20 protein-coding genes are annotated in these 20,330 nt (G+C 71.6%); 9 read left to right on the top strand and 11 right to left on the bottom strand.

Going from position 1 to position 20,330, the window contains the following annotated elements; genetic code table 11:
• Positions 1–20: 20 nt before the first annotated feature.
• Positions 21–353 (top strand): cytidine deaminase-like protein, encoded by a 333-nt coding sequence (locus ACSC1Q_RS22305; protein ID WP_436760642.1) that lies wholly within the window; start codon positions 21–23, stop codon positions 351–353.
• A gap of 17 nt (positions 354–370) precedes the next feature.
• On the top strand, positions 371–1,291 hold the full coding sequence (era, locus tag ACSC1Q_RS22300; RefSeq protein ID WP_436760641.1) for a GTPase Era: 921 nt from the start codon (positions 371–373) through the stop codon (positions 1,289–1,291).
• Between the two features lie 102 nt (positions 1,292–1,393).
• Here the strand turns inward: era and ACSC1Q_RS22295 are convergent, their stop codons facing one another.
• The 6 genes from ACSC1Q_RS22295 to ACSC1Q_RS22270 form a co-directional block, all read right to left on the bottom strand.
• Positions 1,394–2,230 (bottom strand): urease accessory protein UreD, encoded by an 837-nt coding sequence (locus tag ACSC1Q_RS22295; RefSeq protein ID WP_436760640.1) that lies wholly within the window; start codon positions 2,228–2,230, stop codon positions 1,394–1,396.
• A 4-nt stretch (positions 2,231–2,234) separates the two neighbouring features.
• Positions 2,235–2,903: an urease accessory protein UreG gene (gene ureG / locus ACSC1Q_RS22290; RefSeq protein ID WP_436760639.1), complete on the bottom strand. Its 669-nt coding sequence runs from the start codon at positions 2,901–2,903 to the stop codon at positions 2,235–2,237.
• A gap of 28 nt (positions 2,904–2,931) precedes the next feature.
• Positions 2,932–3,774, bottom strand: a complete 843-nt coding sequence (locus tag ACSC1Q_RS22285) for an urease accessory protein UreF (protein ID WP_436760638.1) — start codon at positions 3,772–3,774, stop codon at positions 2,932–2,934.
• Positions 3,775–3,860: 86 nt separating this feature from the next.
• Positions 3,861–5,576, bottom strand: a complete 1,716-nt coding sequence (locus tag ACSC1Q_RS22280) for an urease subunit alpha (RefSeq protein ID WP_436760637.1) — start codon at positions 5,574–5,576, stop codon at positions 3,861–3,863.
• Complete coding sequence (locus tag ACSC1Q_RS22275; protein ID WP_350974601.1) at positions 5,566–5,892, bottom strand: urease subunit beta; 327 nt, start codon at positions 5,890–5,892, stop codon at positions 5,566–5,568. Before ACSC1Q_RS22275 ends, ACSC1Q_RS22280 begins: the two co-directional genes overlap by 11 nt.
• Positions 5,893–5,970: 78 nt before the next feature.
• Positions 5,971–6,273: an urease subunit gamma gene (locus tag ACSC1Q_RS22270; protein ID WP_329092030.1), complete on the bottom strand. Its 303-nt coding sequence runs from the start codon at positions 6,271–6,273 to the stop codon at positions 5,971–5,973.
• A gap of 331 nt (positions 6,274–6,604) precedes the next feature.
• Here ACSC1Q_RS22270 and urtA point away from each other — a divergent pair, with 331 nt between their 5' ends.
• The 7 genes from urtA (at position 6,605) to ACSC1Q_RS22235 (ending at position 14,313) form a co-directional block, all read left to right on the top strand.
• Positions 6,605–7,840, top strand: a complete 1,236-nt coding sequence (gene urtA, locus ACSC1Q_RS22265) for an urea ABC transporter substrate-binding protein (protein WP_436760636.1) — start codon at positions 6,605–6,607, stop codon at positions 7,838–7,840.
• A 118-nt stretch (positions 7,841–7,958) separates the two neighbouring features.
• Positions 7,959–8,825: an urea ABC transporter permease subunit UrtB gene (urtB, locus tag ACSC1Q_RS22260; RefSeq protein ID WP_436760635.1), complete on the top strand. Its 867-nt coding sequence runs from the start codon at positions 7,959–7,961 to the stop codon at positions 8,823–8,825.
• A complete protein-coding gene (urtC, locus tag ACSC1Q_RS22255) occupies positions 8,822–9,928 on the top strand; it encodes an urea ABC transporter permease subunit UrtC (protein ID WP_436760634.1) in 1,107 nt (368 codons plus the stop codon). Before urtB ends, urtC begins: the two co-directional genes overlap by 4 nt.
• Positions 9,925–10,683, top strand: a complete 759-nt coding sequence (gene urtD / locus ACSC1Q_RS22250) for an urea ABC transporter ATP-binding protein UrtD (protein ID WP_436760633.1) — start codon at positions 9,925–9,927, stop codon at positions 10,681–10,683. Before urtC ends, urtD begins: the two co-directional genes overlap by 4 nt.
• Positions 10,661–11,350: an urea ABC transporter ATP-binding subunit UrtE gene (gene urtE / locus ACSC1Q_RS22245; RefSeq protein ID WP_436760632.1), complete on the top strand. Its 690-nt coding sequence runs from the start codon at positions 10,661–10,663 to the stop codon at positions 11,348–11,350. Before urtD ends, urtE begins: the two co-directional genes overlap by 23 nt.
• Before the next feature lie 201 nt (positions 11,351–11,551).
• Positions 11,552–13,159: a transporter substrate-binding domain-containing protein gene (locus ACSC1Q_RS22240; RefSeq protein ID WP_436760631.1), complete on the top strand. Its 1,608-nt coding sequence runs from the start codon at positions 11,552–11,554 to the stop codon at positions 13,157–13,159.
• Positions 13,156–14,313, top strand: coding sequence for a hypothetical protein (locus ACSC1Q_RS22235; RefSeq protein WP_436760630.1), 1,158 nt, complete (start codon positions 13,156–13,158; stop codon positions 14,311–14,313). The genes ACSC1Q_RS22240 and ACSC1Q_RS22235 overlap by 4 nt, the downstream gene beginning before the upstream one ends.
• Before the next feature lie 111 nt (positions 14,314–14,424).
• On the opposite strand, the gene ACSC1Q_RS22230 is transcribed toward ACSC1Q_RS22235, so the two are convergent.
• The 5 genes from ACSC1Q_RS22230 to ACSC1Q_RS22210 form a co-directional block, all read right to left on the bottom strand.
• Positions 14,425–15,840 (bottom strand): pyridoxal phosphate-dependent decarboxylase family protein, encoded by a 1,416-nt coding sequence (locus ACSC1Q_RS22230; RefSeq protein WP_436760629.1) that lies wholly within the window; start codon positions 15,838–15,840, stop codon positions 14,425–14,427.
• 457 nt (positions 15,841–16,297) lie between these two features.
• Complete coding sequence (locus ACSC1Q_RS22225) at positions 16,298–16,543, bottom strand: DUF2630 family protein (protein WP_436760628.1); 246 nt, start codon at positions 16,541–16,543, stop codon at positions 16,298–16,300.
• Between the two features lie 40 nt (positions 16,544–16,583).
• Positions 16,584–18,470 (bottom strand): dihydroxy-acid dehydratase, encoded by a 1,887-nt coding sequence (ilvD, locus tag ACSC1Q_RS22220; protein WP_436760627.1) that lies wholly within the window; start codon positions 18,468–18,470, stop codon positions 16,584–16,586.
• Complete coding sequence (locus ACSC1Q_RS22215) at positions 18,467–19,459, bottom strand: amidohydrolase family protein (protein WP_436760626.1); 993 nt, start codon at positions 19,457–19,459, stop codon at positions 18,467–18,469. Before ACSC1Q_RS22215 ends, ilvD begins: the two co-directional genes overlap by 4 nt.
• Complete coding sequence (locus ACSC1Q_RS22210; RefSeq protein ID WP_436760625.1) at positions 19,456–20,304, bottom strand: fumarylacetoacetate hydrolase family protein; 849 nt, start codon at positions 20,302–20,304, stop codon at positions 19,456–19,458. The genes ACSC1Q_RS22215 and ACSC1Q_RS22210 overlap by 4 nt, the downstream gene beginning before the upstream one ends.
• Positions 20,305–20,330 lie beyond the last annotated feature (26 nt).

Here is a 20,330-nt window from a genome sequence, read left to right as displayed (position 1 = left end):
GAGCTGAATACCCTTGTGCCGTGAGTGACGCGATCCTCGACCCCGAGGACAAGAAGATCATCGTGCTGGCCCGTTCCGCTCGTGCCCGCAACGGTGCCGCCGAGGGTGCCGCCGTTCGGGACGAGACCGGCCGGACCTACTCGGCGACCAACGTGGCGCTGCCGTCGCTGACCCTGTCGGCGCTCCAGGTCGCCGTGGCGATGGCCGTGTCCAGCGGAGCGGAGTCGCTGGAGGCCGCCGCGCTGGTCACGGCGGGTGACGGGCCCTCCGACGCCGACACGCGGGCGGTCCGCGATCTGGGCGGCGAGGCCGTGCTCGTGGCCGGTCCCGACGGGACGCCGCGTCAGAGCTGAGCCCGGCATCGGCGACAATGGTTGACGTGAGTTCCTCAGCTGCTGATTTCCATGCCGGTTTCGCCTGCTTCGTCGGCCGGCCCAACGTCGGCAAGTCCACGCTGATGAACGCGTTGGTCGGCACGAAGGTGGCGATCACCTCTTCCAAGCCCCAGACGACCCGCCGGGCCATCCGTGGCATCGTGCACCGCCCCGACTCCCAGCTCGTCATCGTCGACACGCCGGGTCTGCACCGGCCGCGCACGCTCCTGGGCGAGCGGCTCGACAGCCTGGTGCTCTCCACCCTCACCGAGGTCGACGTGATCGGCTTCTGCGTGCCCGCCAACGACCCCATCGGCAAGGGCGACAAGTTCATCGCGGAGAAGCTCGCGGGCGTCAAGAAGACCCCGGTGGTCGCCGTGGTGACCAAGTGCGACCTGGCGAGCCGCGAGCAGATCGCCGCGCAGCTGCTCGCGATCTCCCAGCTCGCCGACTTCGACGACATCGTCCCGGTCTCCGCGCAGTCGGGCGAGCAGCTCGACGTGCTGGCCGACGTGCTGGTCCGGCGCCTCCCGGAGAGCCCGCCGCTGTACGAGGGCGGCCAGCTCACCGACGAGCCCGAGCAGGTGCTGGTGGGCGAGCTGATCCGCGAGGCGGCCCTGGAGGGCGTACGCGACGAGCTGCCGCACTCGATCGCGGTCGTCGTCGACGAGATGCTGCCCAGGGAGGGCCGCGACGACCTCCTCGACATCTACGCGCACATGTTCGTCGAGCGCCCGTCCCAGAAGGCCATCGTGATCGGGCACAAGGGTTCCCGGCTCAAGGACGTCGGCAGCCGCGCCCGCCAGCAGATCGAGGCGCTCCTCGGCACCCGCGTCTACCTCGACCTGCGCATCAGCGTCGCCAAGGACTGGCAGCGCGACCCCAAGCAGCTCCGCCGCCTCGGCTTCTACGACTGACGACCCGGCCGCTCCTCTCACGGGCGGGTTCCACGGCTGACGGCCCGGCCGCTCCTCCCAGGGGTGTTCCAGGGCTGAGCGCCTGCCCCTCGAAAGGTGGTTCTACGGCTGAGGGCCCGTCCCTTCGAGGGTGGTCGCCTCCTCGCCGTGCCGGAGACGTCGCCGCAGTTCGACGGCGTCCCGGCCGAGCGCGGAGACCAGGGTGCCGGGGCCGGACAGGGGGAGGACCGCCCAGCCGTCCCCGACCACCGTCTCCGGTGCCCGTCCGGTGATCAGGGTGCTGCCCACGCAGCGGGCGTCACCGTAGACGGCGGGGCTGCCGTCGATCTCCGGGTCGCCCACCACGAACTCCTGGCGGAGCAGCGGCACCCCGCCGAGGACGGCGTCGAAGCGCGAGTGGCAACGGCCCGGCCGCTCGCCGTACCGGCCGAAGACGATCTCCTCGCGCCAGAGCACCCGCGCGTCCTCGGCCAGGTCCAGCCGGACGACCGTGCGGTGCAGGCAGCCCGCCGCGAGCACCGTGGGTTCCGGCGCGAACCGCAGCGAGGCGCCCGCGCCGACCCTGGCCGTGATCGTCATCACCGACTCGGCCTCGATGAAGCCGGGCAGCACCAGGGTGCTCGCGACCGACCGCACCTCCAGCGCGGTGCCGGGCGCCACCTCGATGTCGAGGCCGAGGTCGTCGCCGCCCAGCGGGCCCGCTGCGGTGGACACCAGGTGCACCCGGCCCGGCGCGGTCGCCCGCACCGTGAGCGGCGGCCCCGAACGCATCGTGGCGAGGACGGTCCGGCCGCCGGGGTCCAGGCGGGTGACGATCGCCGCCCGCGCCCTCATCGACCGCCGCCCGGCCGGCCCTGGTTCCGGCAGTACGGACCGGGCGGGCGCGGGGGCGTCGTCGTGGACGGGGGCGGGGGCTGGGGCCGGGTCGGTGACGGTCATAGGATCAGGCGTTGGAGTGCTCGTGGGCCCAGGACTCGACCAGGCCGGTGACCCATTCGGAGACCGCGTGCGCGCTCGGATCCTCCCTGATCGAGGTGAACAGCACGGGCCTGCCCTCTCGTACGGCCGCCGCGTCGCGCGACATGACCGTGAGGTCCGCGCCGACCATCTGGGCGAGGTCGGTCTTGTTGACCACGAGCAGGTCGGCCGTCGTCACGCCGGGGCCGCCCTTGCGCGGGACCTTGTCGCCGCCCGACACGTCCAGCACGAAGATCTGCCGGTCGGCCAGGCCCCTGCTGAAGGTCGCGGTGAGGTTGTCCCCGCCGCTCTCCACGATCACCAGGTCGAGCGGGCCGAACCGTTCCTCCAGGGTCTCCACCGCGTCGAGGTTGGCCGCGATGTCGTCGCGGATGGCGGTGTGCGGGCAGCACCCGGTCTGCACGGCGACGATCCGCTCCGGGTCGAGCACGCCCGCCCTGCGCAGGAAGTCGGCGTCCTCGGTGGTGTAGATGTCGTTGGTCACCACGCCCAGGCGCATCGATGGGCCGAGCGTCCGGCACAGGGCCGCGGTCAGCGCGGTCTTGCCGCTGCCGACGGGCCCTCCGATGCCAAGACGCAGTGCTCGTCCGTGAGGGTCGGCGGCGTGGTGGTGGTCGTCGTGGTTGGCGCCCATGTGGGGTCACCGTCCTTCCAGGTGGTCGTCAGGAGACGAAGAGCCTCAGATCTGCGCGGATGTGCTGTTCGGCGAGCAGGTCGAGCGCGGGGGCGGCGTGCGCGGGAAGCGACTCCCACGATCCGCGTGACCCCCCGGTGGGAACGGTGGCCGCGACCCTTTCCAGGGCCGGGGCGAGGTCGGCGAGCAGGCGGTGGACGGCGACCGGGTCGAGGCCCAGCAGCCGTACCGCCGCCGTGGCGGGTCCGGTGACGGAGGTGTAGGCCGCCGCGAGGGCGGCCTCGGCGGGGGAGCACCCCGCCACGGCCGCCACCGCGCCGAGCGCGAGCGGGTGGTGGACGCCCTGGGACACGGCACCGGCCAGGGTGTCGAGCACCGGGGAGGGCCAGATCCTCCGCGAGGTCCGCAGCAGCAGCCTGCCCTGCGTGCGGCTCGCCTCCCGCTGGGCGGGCGAGGAGATCCTGGCGTCGGCCTCCGCGTCAAGCCGTACCCATTCGGAACGGCTCGTCTCCTGGTGGGGGGACGAGCCGTTCGCGGGAGCGGGAGCGGGGCTGTGCGCGGGAGTGAGGGCGGGGTCCTTCGTGGGAGTGAGAGAGGGGGCGGCGCCGTTCCGGGTGGGAACCTCCGCCGGTGGGCCGTCCGCCGGGGGCGGGAGGCTCGCGGAGAGGTGGGCCGCGCCGAGCTCGCAGGCCGCGGCGGCGAGGGCGGCCGTCACCAGGCCCGCGGTGGCCAGGCGGCCCCGCAGGAAGGCGGCGAGGCCGGAGAGGTCGTGGATCGCGCCGATCCTGACCGCCTCCTCGGCGCCCCCGGAATGGCCGTGGCCCCCGGCGGGCAGCCGGGAGTCGGCCAGGAGCAGCAACGCGGCGTTCATGCGCTACGGGGTCTCCTTTCGGCTGGACGGGACCGGTGGGACGGGATCGGCCGGACGAGACGGCGTGGCGGTCGGTCGGGAGCCGGTCAGAACAGGAAGTAGCGCTGGGTCATGGGCAGGGTCTCGGCGGGTGCGGGTTCGATGACCTCGCCGTCGACGCTGACGGCGAAGGTGTCGGGGTGGACGTCGATCCTGGGCATGGCGTCGTTGAGCGGCATGCTCTCCTTGCCCCTGCGCCGGACGTCGGCCACCGGCATCAGGCGCCTGCGTACGGCGAGGCGGTCGGCGAGGCCGTCCTCGATCGCGAGGGGGGCGACGAAGTGCACCGACGTGGCGGCGGCGGTGACCGGGGCGGCGCCGAACATCGGGCGCGGCATCACCGGCTGCGGGGTCGGGATGGAGGCGTTGGCGTCACCCATCTGGGCGTACGCGATGACACCACCCTTGACCACCAGGTCCGGCTTGATGCCGAAGAAGGCCGGGTCCCACAGGACCAGGTCGGCCAGCTTGCCGGTCTCCACCGAGCCGACCTCGCCGTCCAGGCCGTGGGCGACGGCCGGGCAGATCGTGTACTTGGCGACGTAGCGCCGGGCCCGGAGGTTGTCGGCCGGGCCGTCGCCGGGCAGCGCGCCCCGGCGGCGCTTCATCACGTGCGCGGTCTGCCAGGTGCGGATGATCGTCTCGCCCACCCGGCCCATCGCCTGGGAGTCCGAGCCGATCATCGAGATCGCGCCCATGTCGTGCAGGATGTCCTCGGCCGCCATCGTGGACGGCCGGATCCGGGACTCGGCGAACGCCAGGTCCTCGGGGATGGACGGGTTGAGGTGGTGGCAGACCATCAGCATGTCGAGGTGCTCGTCGAGCGTGTTGACGGTGTGCGGGCGGGTCGGGTTGGTCGAGGACGGCAGGATGTTGCCGTAGGAGGCGACCCGGATGATGTCCGGCGCGTGACCGCCGCCCGCTCCCTCGGTGTGGTACGCGTGGATCATCCGGTCACCGATCGCCGCCAGCGTCGACTCCACGAACCCGGCCTCGTTGAGGGTGTCGGTGTGGATCGTGACCTGGGTGCCGGTGGCGTCGGCGACCGAGAGGCAGGCGTCGATGGCGGCGGGCGTGGTGCCCCAGTCCTCGTGCAGCTTGAATCCCGAGGCCCCGGCGCGGAGCTGTTCGAGCAGGCCGTCGCGGCTGACCGTGTTGCCCTTGCCGAGGAGCGCGACGTTGATCGGGTAGGAGTCGAGTGACTCCAGCATCCGGGCGAGGTACCAGGTGCCGGTGACGGTGGTGGCCTTGGTGCCCTCGGCGGGCCCGGTGCCGCCGCCCACGATGGTGGTCACCCCGGCGGCGAGGGCCTCGTCCAGGATCTGCGGGCAGATCAGGTGGACGTGGGAGTCGATCGCCCCGGCGGTCAGGATCTTCCCGTTGCCCGCGAGGATCTCGGTCGAGGGGCCGATGACCAGGTCGGGGTGGACGCCGTCCATGGTGTCGGGGTTCCCGGCCTTGCCGATCGCGACGATGCGGCCTTCCCTGATCCCGATGTCGGCCTTGACCACTCCCCAGTGGTCGAGGATCACCGCGCCGGTGATCACCAGATCGGGCGAGCCCTCGGCTCTGGTGGTCCTGGCCTGGCCCATCGACTCCCTGATGACCTTGCCGCCGCCGAAGACGGCCTCGTCGCCCGCCCCCGAGGAGCCCATCGACAGGTCCTCGGTGACCTCGACGAGCAGGTCGGTGTCGGCGAGCCTGATCCGGTCGCCGGTGGTGGGGCCGTAGAGGGCGGCGTAGCGGGATCGTTCAATGAACACTGGGGCTCCCGTCGAGAGGTCCGGCCCACTCCGGGCGGAGACCGGGGACGATCCGCAGCCCGCCGATCGGCACGAGGGTCACGTCGCGCTCCACGCCGGGCTCGAAGCGCACCGCCGTGCCGGCCGGGACGTCGAGCCGGGTGCCCCAGGCCGCCTGGCGGTCGAACTCCAGGCCGGGGTTGCACGCGGCGAAGTGGTAGTGCGAGCCGACCTGGATCGGGCGGTCGGCGGTGTTGACGACGCGGACGGTGACGCGCTCGCGGCCCGGGTTGAGCGGGATGGGCGCGTCGCCGTACAGGATCTCACCGGGTGTCATCGGCGTTCACCGTTCCTGGGGTGCGACGGGGTGCGGCGGGGCGTCGCGGAACGTCCGCGGGCGCGGGGTGGCCGGGGCTCACGGGATGGGGTGATGGACGGTGACGAGCTTGGTGCCGTCGGGGAAGGTGGCCTCGATCTGGACCGACGACAGCATCTCCGGCACCCCGTCCATGACGTCGTCGCGGGACAGCACCTTGCGGCCCGCGTCCATCAGCTCGGCGACGGTGCGCCCGTCCCTGGCGCCCTCCATGAGGAAGGACGCGATGATCGCGGTGGCCTCGGGGTGGTTGAGCCGGAGGCCCCGTGACCTGCGGTCGCGGGCGACACCGGCGGCGACGTGGATGAGCAGGCGTTCCTGCTCGTGTGGTGTGAGCCGCATTCCCGGACCATAGGAACCAGCGGTTTCCATGATGTTGCACGTCGATGTCGTGCCGGTTTCCAGGTGCCGCGAGTGGTGCGAACGGGGAAAAAGTGCTCGTCGGAGCGCTCTTTCCTGCGGGTACGCCGCCGCGTTCCGAAGTAGATATCACGAAATTTGGCGATTTTTCGGGATAAAAAACGGCGGGGTGTCCGCGCCGCCACGTCCTGTCACGGCGGTGAGACTCCGGTAAGCCGCAATTAACAAATGCGAACTAGGAGGGAAACCTCACTCAGTCACCTTGACGGCAGATAGATCGGTGCGGGGGCCGTACCGGCAAGGAGGAAAGTCATTGAGGAACACAGTGTGGCGCTCCGGGTTCGTCGTCGCGGCGCTGGCCACGGCGCTGGCGGCCTGCGGAGGCGAAGCCCCCTCGGGCACGGACGCGGCCTCCGCCGGCGGCGGTGAGGACGGCATCAAGGTCGGCATCCTGCACTCGCTCAGCGGCACGATGGCCATCAGCGAGGTGACCGTCAGGGACTCGGAGCTGCTCGCCATCGAGGAGATCAACGCCGCCGGAGGCGTGCTCGGCAAGAAGCTGATCCCCGTGGTGGAGGACGGCGCGTCCGACTGGCCCACCTTCGCGGAGAAGGCCACCAAGCTCATCCGCCAGGACAAGGTCGCCACCACCTTCGGCGGGTGGACCTCCGCCAGCCGCAAGGCGATGCTGCCGGTGTTCGAGCGGAGCAAGGCCCTGCTGTGGTACCCGGTCCAGTACGAGGGCCTGGAGAGCTCGCCGTACATCTTCTACACCGGCGCGACCACCAACCAGCAGATCATCCCCGGCCTCGACTACCTCAAGGAACAGGGCAAGAAGAAGATCTTCCTGGTCGGCAGCGACTACGTCTTCCCGCGTACCGCCAACAAGATCATCAAGGCGTACGCGGCGGCGAACGGGATGGAGATCCTCGGCGAGGAGTACACCCCGCTCGGCCACACCGAGTACAGCACGCTGACCAACAAGGTCGTCCAGGCCAAGCCGGACGCCGTCTTCAACACCCTCAACGGTGACAGCAACGTCGCCTTCTTCAAGCAGCTCAACAGCGCCGGGGTCACCGCCGAGCAGATGCCCGTCCTGTCGGTGAGCGTCGCCGAGGAGGAGGTCAAGGGCATCGGCGTCGACAACATCGCCGGACACCCCGTCGCCTGGAACTACTACCAGACCACCGAGAACCCGGCCAACGAGAAGTTCGTCGCCGCGTTCAAGGCCAAGTACGGCGCCGACAAGGTGACCTCCGACCCGATGGAGGCCGGGTACAACGCCGTCTACCTCTGGGCCGAGGCCGTCAAGAAGGCCGGGTCCGTCGAGGTCGAGGCCGTGAAGAAGGCCGCCGGGGGCATCGCCCTGGAGCGTCCCGAGGGCCTGGTCACCATCGACGGCGAGAACCAGCACATGTACAAGACGGCCAGGATCGGCGTGATCCAGCCGGACGGCCTCATCAAGGAGGTCTGGAACTCCGGCGAGCCGATCAAGCCCGACCCCTACCTCAAGGGCTACCCCTGGGCGAGCGGCCTGGCCAACGGCTGATCCCCTCTCAGACCGGCTCCGGACCGGGCCGTGACCCGATCACGGGCAGCACCGTGACGCACCCACAATGCGGCACGGCCCGCTCCGGAGCCAAACACTCGTAGGAAGGGGACCTTCGGTGGAGGCGTTTCTCAACCAGCTCCCGATCGGCCTGTCCATCGGCGCCGTACTGCTTCTCATCGCCCTCGGCCTGACGTTCACGTTCGGCCAGATGGGCGTGATCAACATGGCCCACGGCGAGTTCATCATGGCGGGCGCGTACACCGCCTACCTGCTCCAGGACCTCACCGGCCGGATGGCCGTGATCGTCGCCCTGCCCGTCGCCTTCCTGGTCGCCGGGCTGATGGGACTCATCCTGGAACGGACCGCGATCCGGCACTTCTACGGCCGCCCGCTCGACACCCTGCTGCTCACCTGGGGCGTCAGCCTCGTGCTGCAGCAGCTCGCCCGCGACCTGTTCGGGGCACCCAACGTGCAGGTCCAGGCGCCCACCTGGCTGCAGGGCGGCATCGCCTCCCTGCCGTACAACCGGCTGTTCATCTTCGCCCTCGCCGTCGCGACCGTCGTCGGCATCTGGGCGTACATGAACCGCACCGGCCAGGGGCGCCGGATGCAGGCGGTGATGCAGAACCGGCAGCTGGCCGCGGTGAGCGGCATCAACACCGCCCACGTGGACCAGCGCACCTTCTTCATCGGCTCCGGCCTGGCCGGGGTCGCCGGGGTCGCCCTCACCCTCATCGGCCCCGTCGGACCCGCCCTCGGCACCTACTACATCGTCGACGCCTTCCTGGTGGTCGTCGCCGGAGGGCTCGGCCAGCTGCGCGGCGCCGTCATCGCCGCCGCGGGACTCGGCCTGCTCAACTCGTACGCCGAGTTCTGGAGCGACGCCAGCCTGGCGAAGGTCATCGTGTTCGCCGCGATCATCGCCTTCCTCCAGTTCCGGCCGCAGGGCCTGTTCGTACTCCGATCGAGGGCACTGACATGAACCTCGTACGCCTCAGGGGGCCGGGAGTCTTCGCGGTGGTGGCGGTGCTGGCCCTGGTGGTCGCACCGCTCCTGCTGGAGCCCTTCCGCCTCGGCCTGCTGGCCAAGTACCTCTGTTTCGCGATCGTCGCCCTCGGCATCGGCCTGGCCTGGGGGCAGGGCGGCATGCTCGTCCTGGGCCAGGGCGTGTTCTTCGGGCTCGGCGGCTACGCCATGGCCATGCACCTGAAACTGGTGGACGCCCAGGGCGACCTGCCCGACTTCATGGTGTGGAGCGGGGTCGAGCAGCTGCCCGCCCTGTGGAAACCGTTCGCCAACCCGGTGTTCGCGCTGGTCATGGTCGTCGCCGGGCCGATGCTGATCGCGACGGTGCTGGGCCTGCTGGTGTTCAGGCAGCGGGTGCGCGGCGCGTACTTCGCGATCCTCACCCAGGCGCTCGCCGCCGCGTTCGTCATCCTGCTCGTCGGCCAGCAGGGCCTGACCGGCGGCACCAACGGCCTCACCAACTTCTACGACCTGTTCGGCCAGGACCTGGCGGCCGACTCGACCCAGCGCGGGCTCTACTTCACGGTCGCGATCGTCACCGGGCTGCTCTACCTCGGTGCCCGCCAGCTGGTCAACAGCCGCTTCGGGCGGCTGCTCGTCGCCATCAGGGACGGCGAGGACCGCGTCAGGTTCCTCGGCTACGACCCGGCCAGGGTCAAGACCGTCACCTTCGCGCTGTCGGCGGGCATGGCCGGGCTCGCGGGGGCGATGTTCGTGCCCGTGGTCGGCATCATCTCGCCCGCGCTGCTGGGCGTGGTGCCCTCCCTCGAACTCGTCGTCGCGGTCGCGGTGGGCGGCAGGTTCGCGCTGGCCGGGGCGATCCTCGGCGCGGTCGTCATGGGGTACGCCAAGACGTCGTTCAGCGAGCAGTTCGCCGACGGCTGGCTCTACCTGCAGGGCGCGCTGTTCATCCTCGTCATGACCCTGGCCCCCAAGGGGATCCTCGGCGTGGCGGCGTCGGCGCGCGACGCCTGGGCGCGCAGGTCGAGGCGCCGTACGGACCCCGAACCACCGCCCGCGGAGGCTCCCGGCACGAGAGTGATGGAGGAGGTCGGATGAGCCCGATGATCGAGGTACGCGGGCTGTCGGTGGTCTTCGACGGCTTCCGCGCCATCGACGGCATCGACCTGACGGTCGAGAAGGGGGAGCTGCGCTTCCTGATCGGTCCCAACGGGGCCGGGAAGACCACGCTCATCGACGTCATCACCGGCCTCACCCGGCCGACCACCGGCGAGGTCGTCTTCGACGGCCGCAGCCTGGTCGGCCGGCGCGAACACAAGATCGTCCGGCTCGGCGTCGGGCGGACCTTCCAGACGTCGGTGGTCTTCGAGGAGCTCAGCGTCCTGGAGAACCTCGACCTGGCGGCCTCCTTCCGCCGCCCGCTCTGGTCGCTCGCCCGGCGCAGGCGCGGCATCTCCGACGCCGTCGCCGAGGCCCTGGAGACCACCGGCCTGAAGGAACTGGCCGACCGGCCCGCGGGGGTGCTCTCCCACGGCCAGCGGCAGTGGCTGGAGATCGGTATGCTGCTCACCCAGAGCCCCAAGCTGCTCCTGCTGGACGAGCCGGTGGCCGGTATGTCCAAGGACGAGCGGGAGCGCACCGGCGAGCTGCTGACGTCCGTGGCGAACGACCATACGGTGATCGTGATCGAACATGACATGGAGTTCCTGCGCAGGTACGCCTCGCAGGTCACCGTCCTGCACGAGGGCAAGGTGCTGATCGAGGGATCGGTCGACCAGGTCCGTGACGACCCGCGCGTGCAGGAGGTCTATCTCGGAAGGAAGCGCAGCGATGCTGTCGGTACAGGAACTTGACGCCGGGTACGGCAGGGCCCGGGTGCTGTTCGGGGTCTCCCTGGAGGTGGAGCCCGGGCAGCTGATGTGCGTGATGGGCCGCAACGGGGTGGGCAAGACCACCCTGCTCAACACCGTGATGGGCGTGCTTCCCGCCACCGCGGGGTCGGTCACCTTCGAGGGGCGCGACGTGACGCGCCTGCCTCCTCACGAGCGGGTCAAGCTCGGCATGGCGTACGTCCCCCAGGGGCACGAGACGTTCCCGCAGCTCAGCGTGCTCGGCAACCTGCAGGTGACGCTGGAGGCGTCCAAGGGGCCGCAGGAGGCGCTGGAGGAGGCCCTGGAGACCTTCCCGAGGCTGAAGCCGCTGCTCAAGCGGCGCGCCGGGTTCCTGTCCGGCGGGCAGCAACAGCAGCTCGCCATCGCCCGCGCGCTCGTCACCCGTCCCAAGCTGCTCATCCTCGACGAGCCCACCGAGGGCATCCAGCCGTCGATCATCATCGAGATCGAGGAGGCGATCGAGCGGCTGCACGCCACGGGCCTGTCGCTCCTGCTGGTCGAGCAGTATCTGGACCTGGCGCTCCGGCTCGCCGACCGCTTCCTCATTCTCGACGCCGGGCACGTCGTCCACTCGGGGGCGGCCGAGGAACTGCGCGGGGAGGGAATCCACCGTCTTCTCGCCGTCTGACCCCTAAAGCTCTGAATCGGACTTTCCGCATTAAGAAGGTCGTGTTTGATCACTTCTTGATGAAGAGGCTCCCGCCGTGGGTGATGACGACATAGCCTGCCCAGAAAAGCGGAGTCCGGGGGTGTCATGGCGAAAGAACCTGCGGACGGGGAAAAGCGATCGGAGGGGGCCTCCTCCTCTCCCGAGTCTCCCGAACCTTTCGTGTCTTCCGAGGCTTCAAAGGCTTCTGAACCCTCCAAGGCTTCTGAGTCCTCCGAGTCTTCTGAGTCCTCCGGGTTTTCCGAGGCTTCTGGGTTTTCCGAGGCTCCCGGGAGGCGGGTCCGGTCTTCCCGCGGTGAGACCGGACCCGCCCGCGGGGAGACCCGCTCCTCTCGCGGGGCGGTCGGCTCCTCTCGCGGCCCGGCCGGTGACGATCGCGAGGTACGGCCCGGCCGTGCGGCCGGTGACGCTCCCGGCCGGCGGACCGGCGGGGAGACCGCCGCCGAGCCCGACCGCCGGCCGGACGACGCGCCCTACCGGCGGTCCGACGACCGGTACGAGCGCGACCGGTACGAGCGCGACCTCCGGGACGACGACCTCCGGGACGACGACCGGCGCGGGCGTGGGAGGCCGTCCCGCGAGACGTACGAGCGTGACCGCTGGGACGACGACCGGTACGAGCCCGCCCGGCGGTCCGATGACCGGTACGACCGTGACCGGCGGGACGACGACCGGTACTACCGCGATCCGCGGTCCGAGGGCGCGGACGTCGAGGGCGCCCACTACGGGCCGCCGATCGCGCCGCCCGGCCCGCCAGGACCGTCAGGACCGCCCCGCCGCCGCAGGTTCCGCCGCTTCCGGCTCGCCGCCTGGATCGCGCTGGTCCTCGCCGCGGTCGTGGTCGGGGTGTCCATCGCGTGGGTGAGCGGGCCTCCCACCGAGGCCGAGCTGCGGGAGAAGGCGGGGCTCCTCAACAAGGACAGGCTCCTCATCGGCGTGAAGGAGGACACCCCGGGCATCGCCCTGCGAAAGCCGGGGGAGACCGGTTTCGCCGGTTTCGACATCGACATCGCCTACATGATCGCGGGAGATCTGGGCTTCCGGCCCGACCAGGTCGACTTCCTCTCCATCGAGACCGAGGACAGGGCGCGCATGCAGGCCCGCGACACGGACGGCGCGTTCGTCAAGGTCGACCTCGTGGTGGCGACCTTCAGCGTGACGCCCGAGCGCAGGGCCGATCCCTCCGTCGGCTTCTCCACGCCCTACCTCTACACCGAGCAGTCGGTGGTGACCAGGTCCGACTACCCCGACGACAACGTCGCCTCCCTGGGGCAGCTCGAAGGCAAGAGGGTCTGCTCGCTCGGCACCTCGACCTCCCTGGCCGAGCTGAAGAAGGCGATCAAGACCGATCCCATCGCCGAGCTCCTGATCAGCAAGTGCGTCGACCGTCTCGCGGACGGCCTCGCGGCCAACAGGGCGGCCGACGCGGTGACCACCGACGCGGCCCTGCTGGCCGGGTTCGTCGCGGAGCCGGAGAGGAAGCTGCGCCACCACGACATCGCGCTGGAGAAGACGGAGATGTGGGCGGTCAACGCGGGTTCCAACGGCGCGCTCCGCACCCTGGTCGACCTCGCCCTCTACCGCTCCTACGCCGATCCGGACAACAAGCGGTGGGAGGAGGCGTACGAGAAGCACATCAGGCCGTTGCTGGCGGCCAACCCGGGGGTGGACGTGGCGCAGGCGCGGCAGCCGTGCGCGCTCCCCCCTGACGTGCGCCGCTGGCCTTGGGAGCGGACCCTCCCCGTGCAGGATTGCCCCTCCGCCCCTTGAAGCCCAACCCCCTGAAGCCCACCGCGCGGGTGAGGGACGCGCCGAGGAACCAGGAGTGGTTCCTCACGCTGCTGCCGGTGTTCCCGATCGTCCTGCTGGTGATGCGGCTGTGGTACGCCAGCAAGCAGGACACCCAGACGCTGCTCCTGCTCGTGCAGACCATCAGCCCGCTGGGCCTGCTGAGCGCGGTCCTGCTGACCACGGTGTGGGTGCTGCCCGTCGTCGTGGTCGGCGGCAGGCTCCTCGGCACCCTTTACTGGATCAGCACGGGCCGCTCCTCGTGGCTGGTGCACAGCGCCCAGCGGCTGCCCGGCTGGGTGGTGGTCCTCGCCGTCGCGATGGGCGTGTGCACCTGGCAGCTGCGCTTCCTGCCGACGCTGGCGATGCTGTCACTGGCCCTGCTCGGGCTCACCGTGCGCGAACGGTTCCCCGACCACGAGGAGCTGCGGACCACGTTCTGCTACGCGCTGCCGGTGATCGCCGCCGTGCTGTCGTACGTCCTGCTGTGGCCGGCCGTCGTCTCCGCGTTCGCCGCGCGGGACGTGGCGACCGCGATCCTCCTGACGCTTCCCCCGGTGTTCGCGGCGCTGCTGACCGGCCCGGTGCCCGAGGCGCCGGCCAGGGTGCTGACCCACGGCATCGCGATAGGGATGGCGGTGTTCACGCCGTTCCTGGTCGGCGTGGTGGTGATGAGGGCGCCGATCCTGCCGCTGGTGGCCATGCAGATCACCCTGGAGAAGCCGACCGAGGAGAGGCCCGCGGAGGTGGTCGTGGGCTACATGGTCGCCAGCGACGACCAGATGACCACCGTCCTCAAGCGTGACGGTGTCGTGGAGTTCATCCGGAACGACCGGCTGCAGTCGAAGGTGCTCTGCCCCGACCCAGGTGAGGTGCCCAGGACGTGGGTGAACCTGCACGGCTGGTACGTCGAGCACAGCGTGATCTCCTGGCTCGCCCCGGTCTCGCAGCGGACTCCGGCCGACTCGCGCTGCGAGGGCCGCCCGGCCGAGGAGACCGGCCCGGCCTCGTCCCCCGGCCCGTCCCCGGATCCGTCCCCGAGTTCTTCCGGGTCTCCGGGGCCCGCCGTGGTTCCGAGCCCGGCCGGGTCTCCGAGTGCGGCCGAGTCCCCGAGCGCGGTCGAGGGCCCGCGCTGACACCGGCCCCGCCTCGTGGGGGCCGGTGGGTCGCGGCGGGTCGGTCAGGACGTGCGGCGGTCCCTCCCGTGCGGAGGGGCGGGTAGGGCACGGTGAGTCGCGGTGGACCGTTCAGGACGCGCGGCGGTCGATGATCTCCCGTACGACCGAGGCCAGCAGGTCGACGTCGGCCTCGGTGGTACGCCAGTTCAGGATGGCCGGTCGCAGCGCGGTCATCCCCCGGTAGGTCGTGGTCCCGGCGTAGACGCGGCCGTCGGCGAGCAGTTCCGCGCCGAGCCACGCGTTCAGCGCGTCCAGCTCCTCCGGGGGAACGCCGGGGGGCCGGTAGCGGAAGCAGACCACGCACAGCCGTACCGGAGCCAGGAGCTCCAGGTCGGCGGCCTCCTCGACGATCGCGCCGAGCCGCAGGGCCAGGTCGTGGTGACGCTCGACCATCTCCCGGTACCCCCGCCTGCCGTACGCCCGCAGGGTCGCCCAGACGGGCAGCGCCCGCGCCCGCCGGGAGGACTCGGGGCCCAGGACGTTGTAGTTGACGTGCGGGTCGTCGCCGGGCGGCAGGTACGCGGCGCCCCACGCGCCGAACGACCTGACCATGAGCTCCGGCTCGCGGACGAACGCGAACCCGCTCTCGTAGGGCACGTTCAGCCACTTGTGCCCGTCGGAGGTCACCGAGTGCGCCCGCTCCACCCCCTCGACCAGGTGCGACAGTCGCGGAGAGGCCGCCGCGAACAGCCCGAAGGCCCCGTCCACGTGCAGCCAGGCACCGTGCCGCTCGGCGAGGTCGGCCAGCTCGCCGATCGGGTCGAAGTCGCCGGTGTTCACCTCTCCCGCGTTCCCGATGATCACCGCGGGGCCGTCGATCTCGTCGAGCGCCCGGTCCATGGCCGCCAGATCGACCCGTCCGGTCTCGTCCGCGGCGAGGATCCGCGCGCTGTCGCGGCCGCAGCCGAGTATTTGCAGCGCCTTGCGGCTGCTCGGGTGGAGGTAGCCCCCGGCCAGCACGGGCATCGGCGGCAGCCCCGCGAGCCCGTCCGCACCCACGTCGGCCCCGTGCCGCTCGCCCCACCACTGCCGGGCGCACGCCAGGCCGGTGAGGTTGGCGAACGTGGCGCTCGGGGTCAGCACCCCGCCGTAGGACTCCGGCAGCCCGAACAGGTCCTTCAGCCAGCGCAGCGCGACGGTCTCCGCCCGGGTGGCGAACGGCGAGGTCAGCCAGAGGCCGCCCGCCTGGTCGAGCAGCGAGGTCACCCAGTCGCCGGCCTGGGCCGCCGGGGTCGAGCCGCCGACGACGAAGTGGAAGAACCGCGGCCCCGAGGAGTGCGTCGCCGCGCCGGTGCCGGCGCGCAGCAGCCGCCGTACGGTGTCGAGGGTGCCCTCGCCCCGTTCGGGGAGCGGATGGTCGAGAAGGTCGATGAGCCCGTCGGCCCCGTGGTCATGGACGGGACGGTCGCCGAGCGAGTCGAGATAGGGGCCGGCGGCCCTGGCCACCTCTTCCAGCGCGGCCGCGGTCTGGTCACGCTCATGCAAAGGATCACTCATACCCAAGGATGAGCACGTTCGCCCGCGACTCGCCACCCCGTGTCCCGCCCCCGGGCCACCTCTTCCGGTACGGCCGCGCACCCGATCCGACGTCAGGGCGACGGGCTGGCAGGGGGCGAGGGGGGACAGGGGTGGGCGCGACGGGCCAATGGTTCGGGGCGGCCGGGGCGGCCGGGAGTCCGCAGGGCGGCCGGGTGTGCGAGAACGGTGCGGGGCCGACCGGGAGTGGCGTGGTCAGCCCGGAGGGGCGGTCGGAGCGTGCGGGAGGACGGCGGGGGCGTGTGGGAGTGCGCGGGAACGGTGCGGGGCCGACCGGGAGCGGCACGTTCAACTCCGAGGGGGCCGACCGGGAGCGGCGCGGTCAGCTCCGAGGGGCCGACGACCTCACGGAAGGCTCCTCCGGGACGTGTGACGACCTCCCGGAAGGGTCTTCAGGGACGGGAGGTCACTGGCGGTAGTCCTCGACCTCGTCGATCGGACGGGGAGCCGCCGAGTCGGGGTCCTCACCGAACTCGCGGCGCGCCCGGCGCTGCCTGAGCAGGTCCCACGCCTGGTCGAGAGCCTCCTCCAGGTGCTTGATCCGGTTGTTCTCCTCGTGGGAGGAGATCGAGTGCGAGCCCAGCTTCGCCCGGAGCTCCCGCTCCTCGGTGATCAGCTCGGTGATGTGGGCGAGGATGTCGCCGTCCCTCATGTCCGTTCCCCCTGTCAGAGTTCTTCTGGACTGTATCCGATCAGCAGGTCACCGCACCGTCGGAGGCCGACCCGACGACGGCGGCGTACTTGGCCAGCACCCCGCGCTCCACGACCCGGTCCGGGCGGCGCCAGGCGGCCCGCCTGCGGGCCAGCTCCTCGTCGTCGACCTCCAGGTCGAGCCGGTTCGCGGCGGAGTCGACGACGACGGTGTCCCCGTCGCGGACCAGGGCGATCGGCCCGCCGTGGTGCGCCTCCGGGGCGACGTGCCCGATGACCAGGCCGTGGGAGACGCCGCTGAAACGGCCGTCGGTGACCAGGGCGACCGAGTCGCCCAGGCCCTGCCCGACGAGCGCCCCGGTGATCGAGAGCATCTCCCGCATCCCGGGACCGCCCGCCGGTCCCTCGTAGCGGACGATCACCACGTCGCCGGGGACGATCACGCCCCGCTGGATCGCGGCGAAGCACTCCTCCTCGGAGTCGAACACCCGGGCCGGGCCCTCCCGGCGGAAGTCGGGCCGGCCGCCGAGCTTGAGGACGCAGCCCTCGGGGGCGAGCGAGCCGCGCAGGATCGCCAGCGCTCCCGGGCCCTTGACCGGCTCGGCCACGGTGGCGACCACCCGCTGGCCCGGCGTCTCGACGGCGTCCTCCGCGACCTGGGCCAGGGTGCGGCCGTCGACCAGGGTGACGTCCTCGCGCAGCAGCCCGGCCTCGCGCAGCCGCCGCGCCACCAGCGCGGTGCCGCCCGCGCGCCACAGGTCGGCGGCGGTGTGCCGGCCGCTGGGCTTGAGACCGGCCACGATCGGCACCCGGCGGCAGACCTCCCCGATGTCGTCGATCCGCAGCGGCAGCCCCGCCTCGCGGGCGATCGCGAGCAGGTGCAGCACCGCGTTCGTCGAGCCGCCCATCGCGGCGACCGCCACGAGCGCGTTGTGCAGCGCGCCCTCCGACAGCACCGTGGACGGCCGGGCGTCGCGGGCCAGCGCGTCCATGGCGATCTCCCCGGCGCGCCTGGCCGCCTCGTTCTTCTCCTCGGCGACGGCGGGGATGTCGCCGACGCCGAACGGCGCCAGGCCGAGGAAGTCGGCGATGCCCGCCATGGTGTTCGCCGTGTACTGGGCGGCGCAGGTGCCGGGGCCGGGGCACGCGTGCCGCGCGAGGTCGTCGACGTCCTCGGCGGACATGCGGCCCACCGCCCGCTCGCCGAGCGCCTCCCACATGTCCTGGATGGTGACGTCCCGGTCGCGCCAGCGGCCGGGCATCATGCTGCCGCTGTAGAGGACCACGGACGGCACGTCCAGCCGGGCGATCGCCATGATCGCCGCGGGTACCGTCTTGTCGCAGCCCACGACGCAGACCAGCGCGTCGAACCCGTGGGCGCGTCCCATCAGCTCGATCGAGTCGGCGATCACCTCCCGGCTCACCAGCGAGGCCCGCATGCCCGGCGTGCCCATGGTGAGGTTGTCGGAGACCGCGATCGTGTTGAACTCCATCGGGGTGCCCCCGGCCCGCCGCACCCCCTCGGCGACGTGCGCGGCCAGCTCGCGGTGGGTGAGGTTGCACGGCATGGTGCCGGTCCAGGTGGAGGCGATGCCCACGACCGGGCGGCGCATCTCCTCGTCGGACAGGCCCATGGCGTACAGGTGGGAGCGCGCGGGCGCCCGATCGGGGTCGTCGGCGATGCCGATGCCGGTGCCCGCGCCGGTGCCGGTGCCCGCGCCCGTGCCGGTGTTCGCGGGGATGTCCGTGCCGGTGGTTGTCAGGGTGTCCCCGTCCGTGTTCGCGTCCGTGTTCGCGGCGATGCTCGTGGTGGTGTTCGCGGGGATGTCCCCGTCCGCGTTCGCGGCGGTGTGCGTGCCGCCGCCTGCGCCGCTCCCTGTGCCACTGCCCGTACCGCCGCTCATGCCACTGCCTGTGCCGGTGTTCATGCCGCGTCCTTTCTGCCGGTGGCCACGCCTGGCAGGTCGAGGCCGAGGAGCCGGGCGGCGTTGCCCGCCATGATCAGCCGCCGGTCGCCGGGCGAGAGGTTCAGCTCGTCCATCACGCGTACCTGCTCGTCGGCGTACTGCGTGATGTATCCCCACGGGAAGTCGCACGAGTCGGTGCCGAAGACGATCCGCTCGGGGCCGAACGTCTCGTGGAAGCGCCGGAACAGGTCCTTGACCGTCAGCTCGTACGGCATCCAGCGGGTCCACTCCTGGTTGCCGGACGTGTCGACGTGCACGTTGGCGTTGGCCCAGCCCAGGCGGAGCAGCTCCCCCGGGTAGCCGCAGCCGAAGTGGGCGACCACGAAGCCGACCGAGGGGAAGGCCTTGGCCACGTCGTGCAGCGCGGCCGGATCCATGTTGGGGGCGTACCCCATCCCGCCGCCGCCGTTGACCGGCCCGAAGTGCGTCACCACGGGCAGGCTGTACTCCTCGCAGACCTCCCACACCGGCCAGAGCGACCGGTCGGCGAGCGGGACGGTCACCCACGGCGCGATGACCTTGTAGCCCGACAGCCCCAGCTCCGTCGCCGCGCGGCGCAGCTCGTCGGCGGCGCCGGGCGAGCAGGGCTGGTGGTTGGCGAAGCCGAGGAAGCGGCCGGGATGGGCGGCGACGACCCCGGCCAGGCGGTCGTTGCCCCCGCCGCTCATGAACACCACCCGTTCCAGGCCCGCCGCGTCGGCCTCCGCCCGCCAGGCGGCGGCGACCTCCTCGACGGTGCGGGTCTCGGGGCCGGGGGGAGGGAGGGTGCGGGCGCGGCGGACCCGCTCGTGGTAACCGGCGGCGTTCTTCCGCAGGAGCGAGAGCTTGGCCGGGCCGCAGGCGTGCTCGTACGCGGCGTCGAGGCGGTCCTGGACGGGCTCCTCCCCGGGGAAGTGGCAGTGGAAGTCGATCGCCGGAAGGCCCCACCGGCTGCCGCGCACCTCGCTCACGCGAACCTCACCGTGTTGCGCAGCGTGCCGAGGCCCTCGACCTCGACCTCGACCACGTCGCCGTCTCCGAGCCACAGTCGCGGGGTGCGGCCCATGCCCACGCCGTACGGGGTGCCGGTGGCGATGACGTCGCCCGGGTGGAGCGTCATGTAGCGCGACAGGTAGGAGATGATCTCGGGGATCTTGAAGATCATCTCTTTGGTCGAGCTGTCCTGCACGGTCTCGCCGTTGACCCGCGCGGAGATCGCGAGCGCGTGCGGGTCGGCGATCTCGCCCGGGGTGACGATCCACGGCCCGATCGGGCAGAAGCCGTCGAAGTTCTTGCCCCGGAACCACTGGCCGTCGGCGAACTGCGCGTCGCGGGCCGACACGTCGTTGACGACGGTGTATCCGAAGACGTGGGCCATGGCCTCGGCGGGGCCGACGTCCCGCGCGACCGTGCCGATCACCACGGCCAGCTCGGCCTCCCAGTCGAGCTGCGCGGTCGCCCCCTCGGGGACCACCACGTCCTCGTACGGCCCCGCCAGGGTGTGCGCGGTCTTCACGAAGGAGAGCACGCGCTCGGGGGTGTCGAGACCGGTCTCGCGGATGTGGTCGGCGTAGTTGAGGCCGATACAGACGATCTTCTGCGGGGCCGCGACCGGGCTGAGCAGCGTGACCTCCGGCAGGGGCAGCGGGTCGGCGACCGGGGCCAGGACGGCCGGGTCGGCGCCGTCGGCGATGAGGTCGCGCACCGCGTCGGCCATGAACCGGGGCGCCTCGGCCGCCACGGGCACGGCCAGGTCGCCGTCGATCCGCGCGGCGAACACGGCACCGTCGGCGCGTTGGATGCGGGCGATACGCACGTGATTCTCCTAATTTTCGGCATGGT

The organism is Streptosporangium heterodermiicola, from assembly GCF_051390675.1.
Taxonomy (GTDB): Bacteria; Actinomycetota; Actinomycetes; order Streptosporangiales; family Streptosporangiaceae; genus Streptosporangium.
Note: the sequence above shows the minus strand (reverse complement) of the source record. Positions and strands in the feature narration are given on the sequence as shown.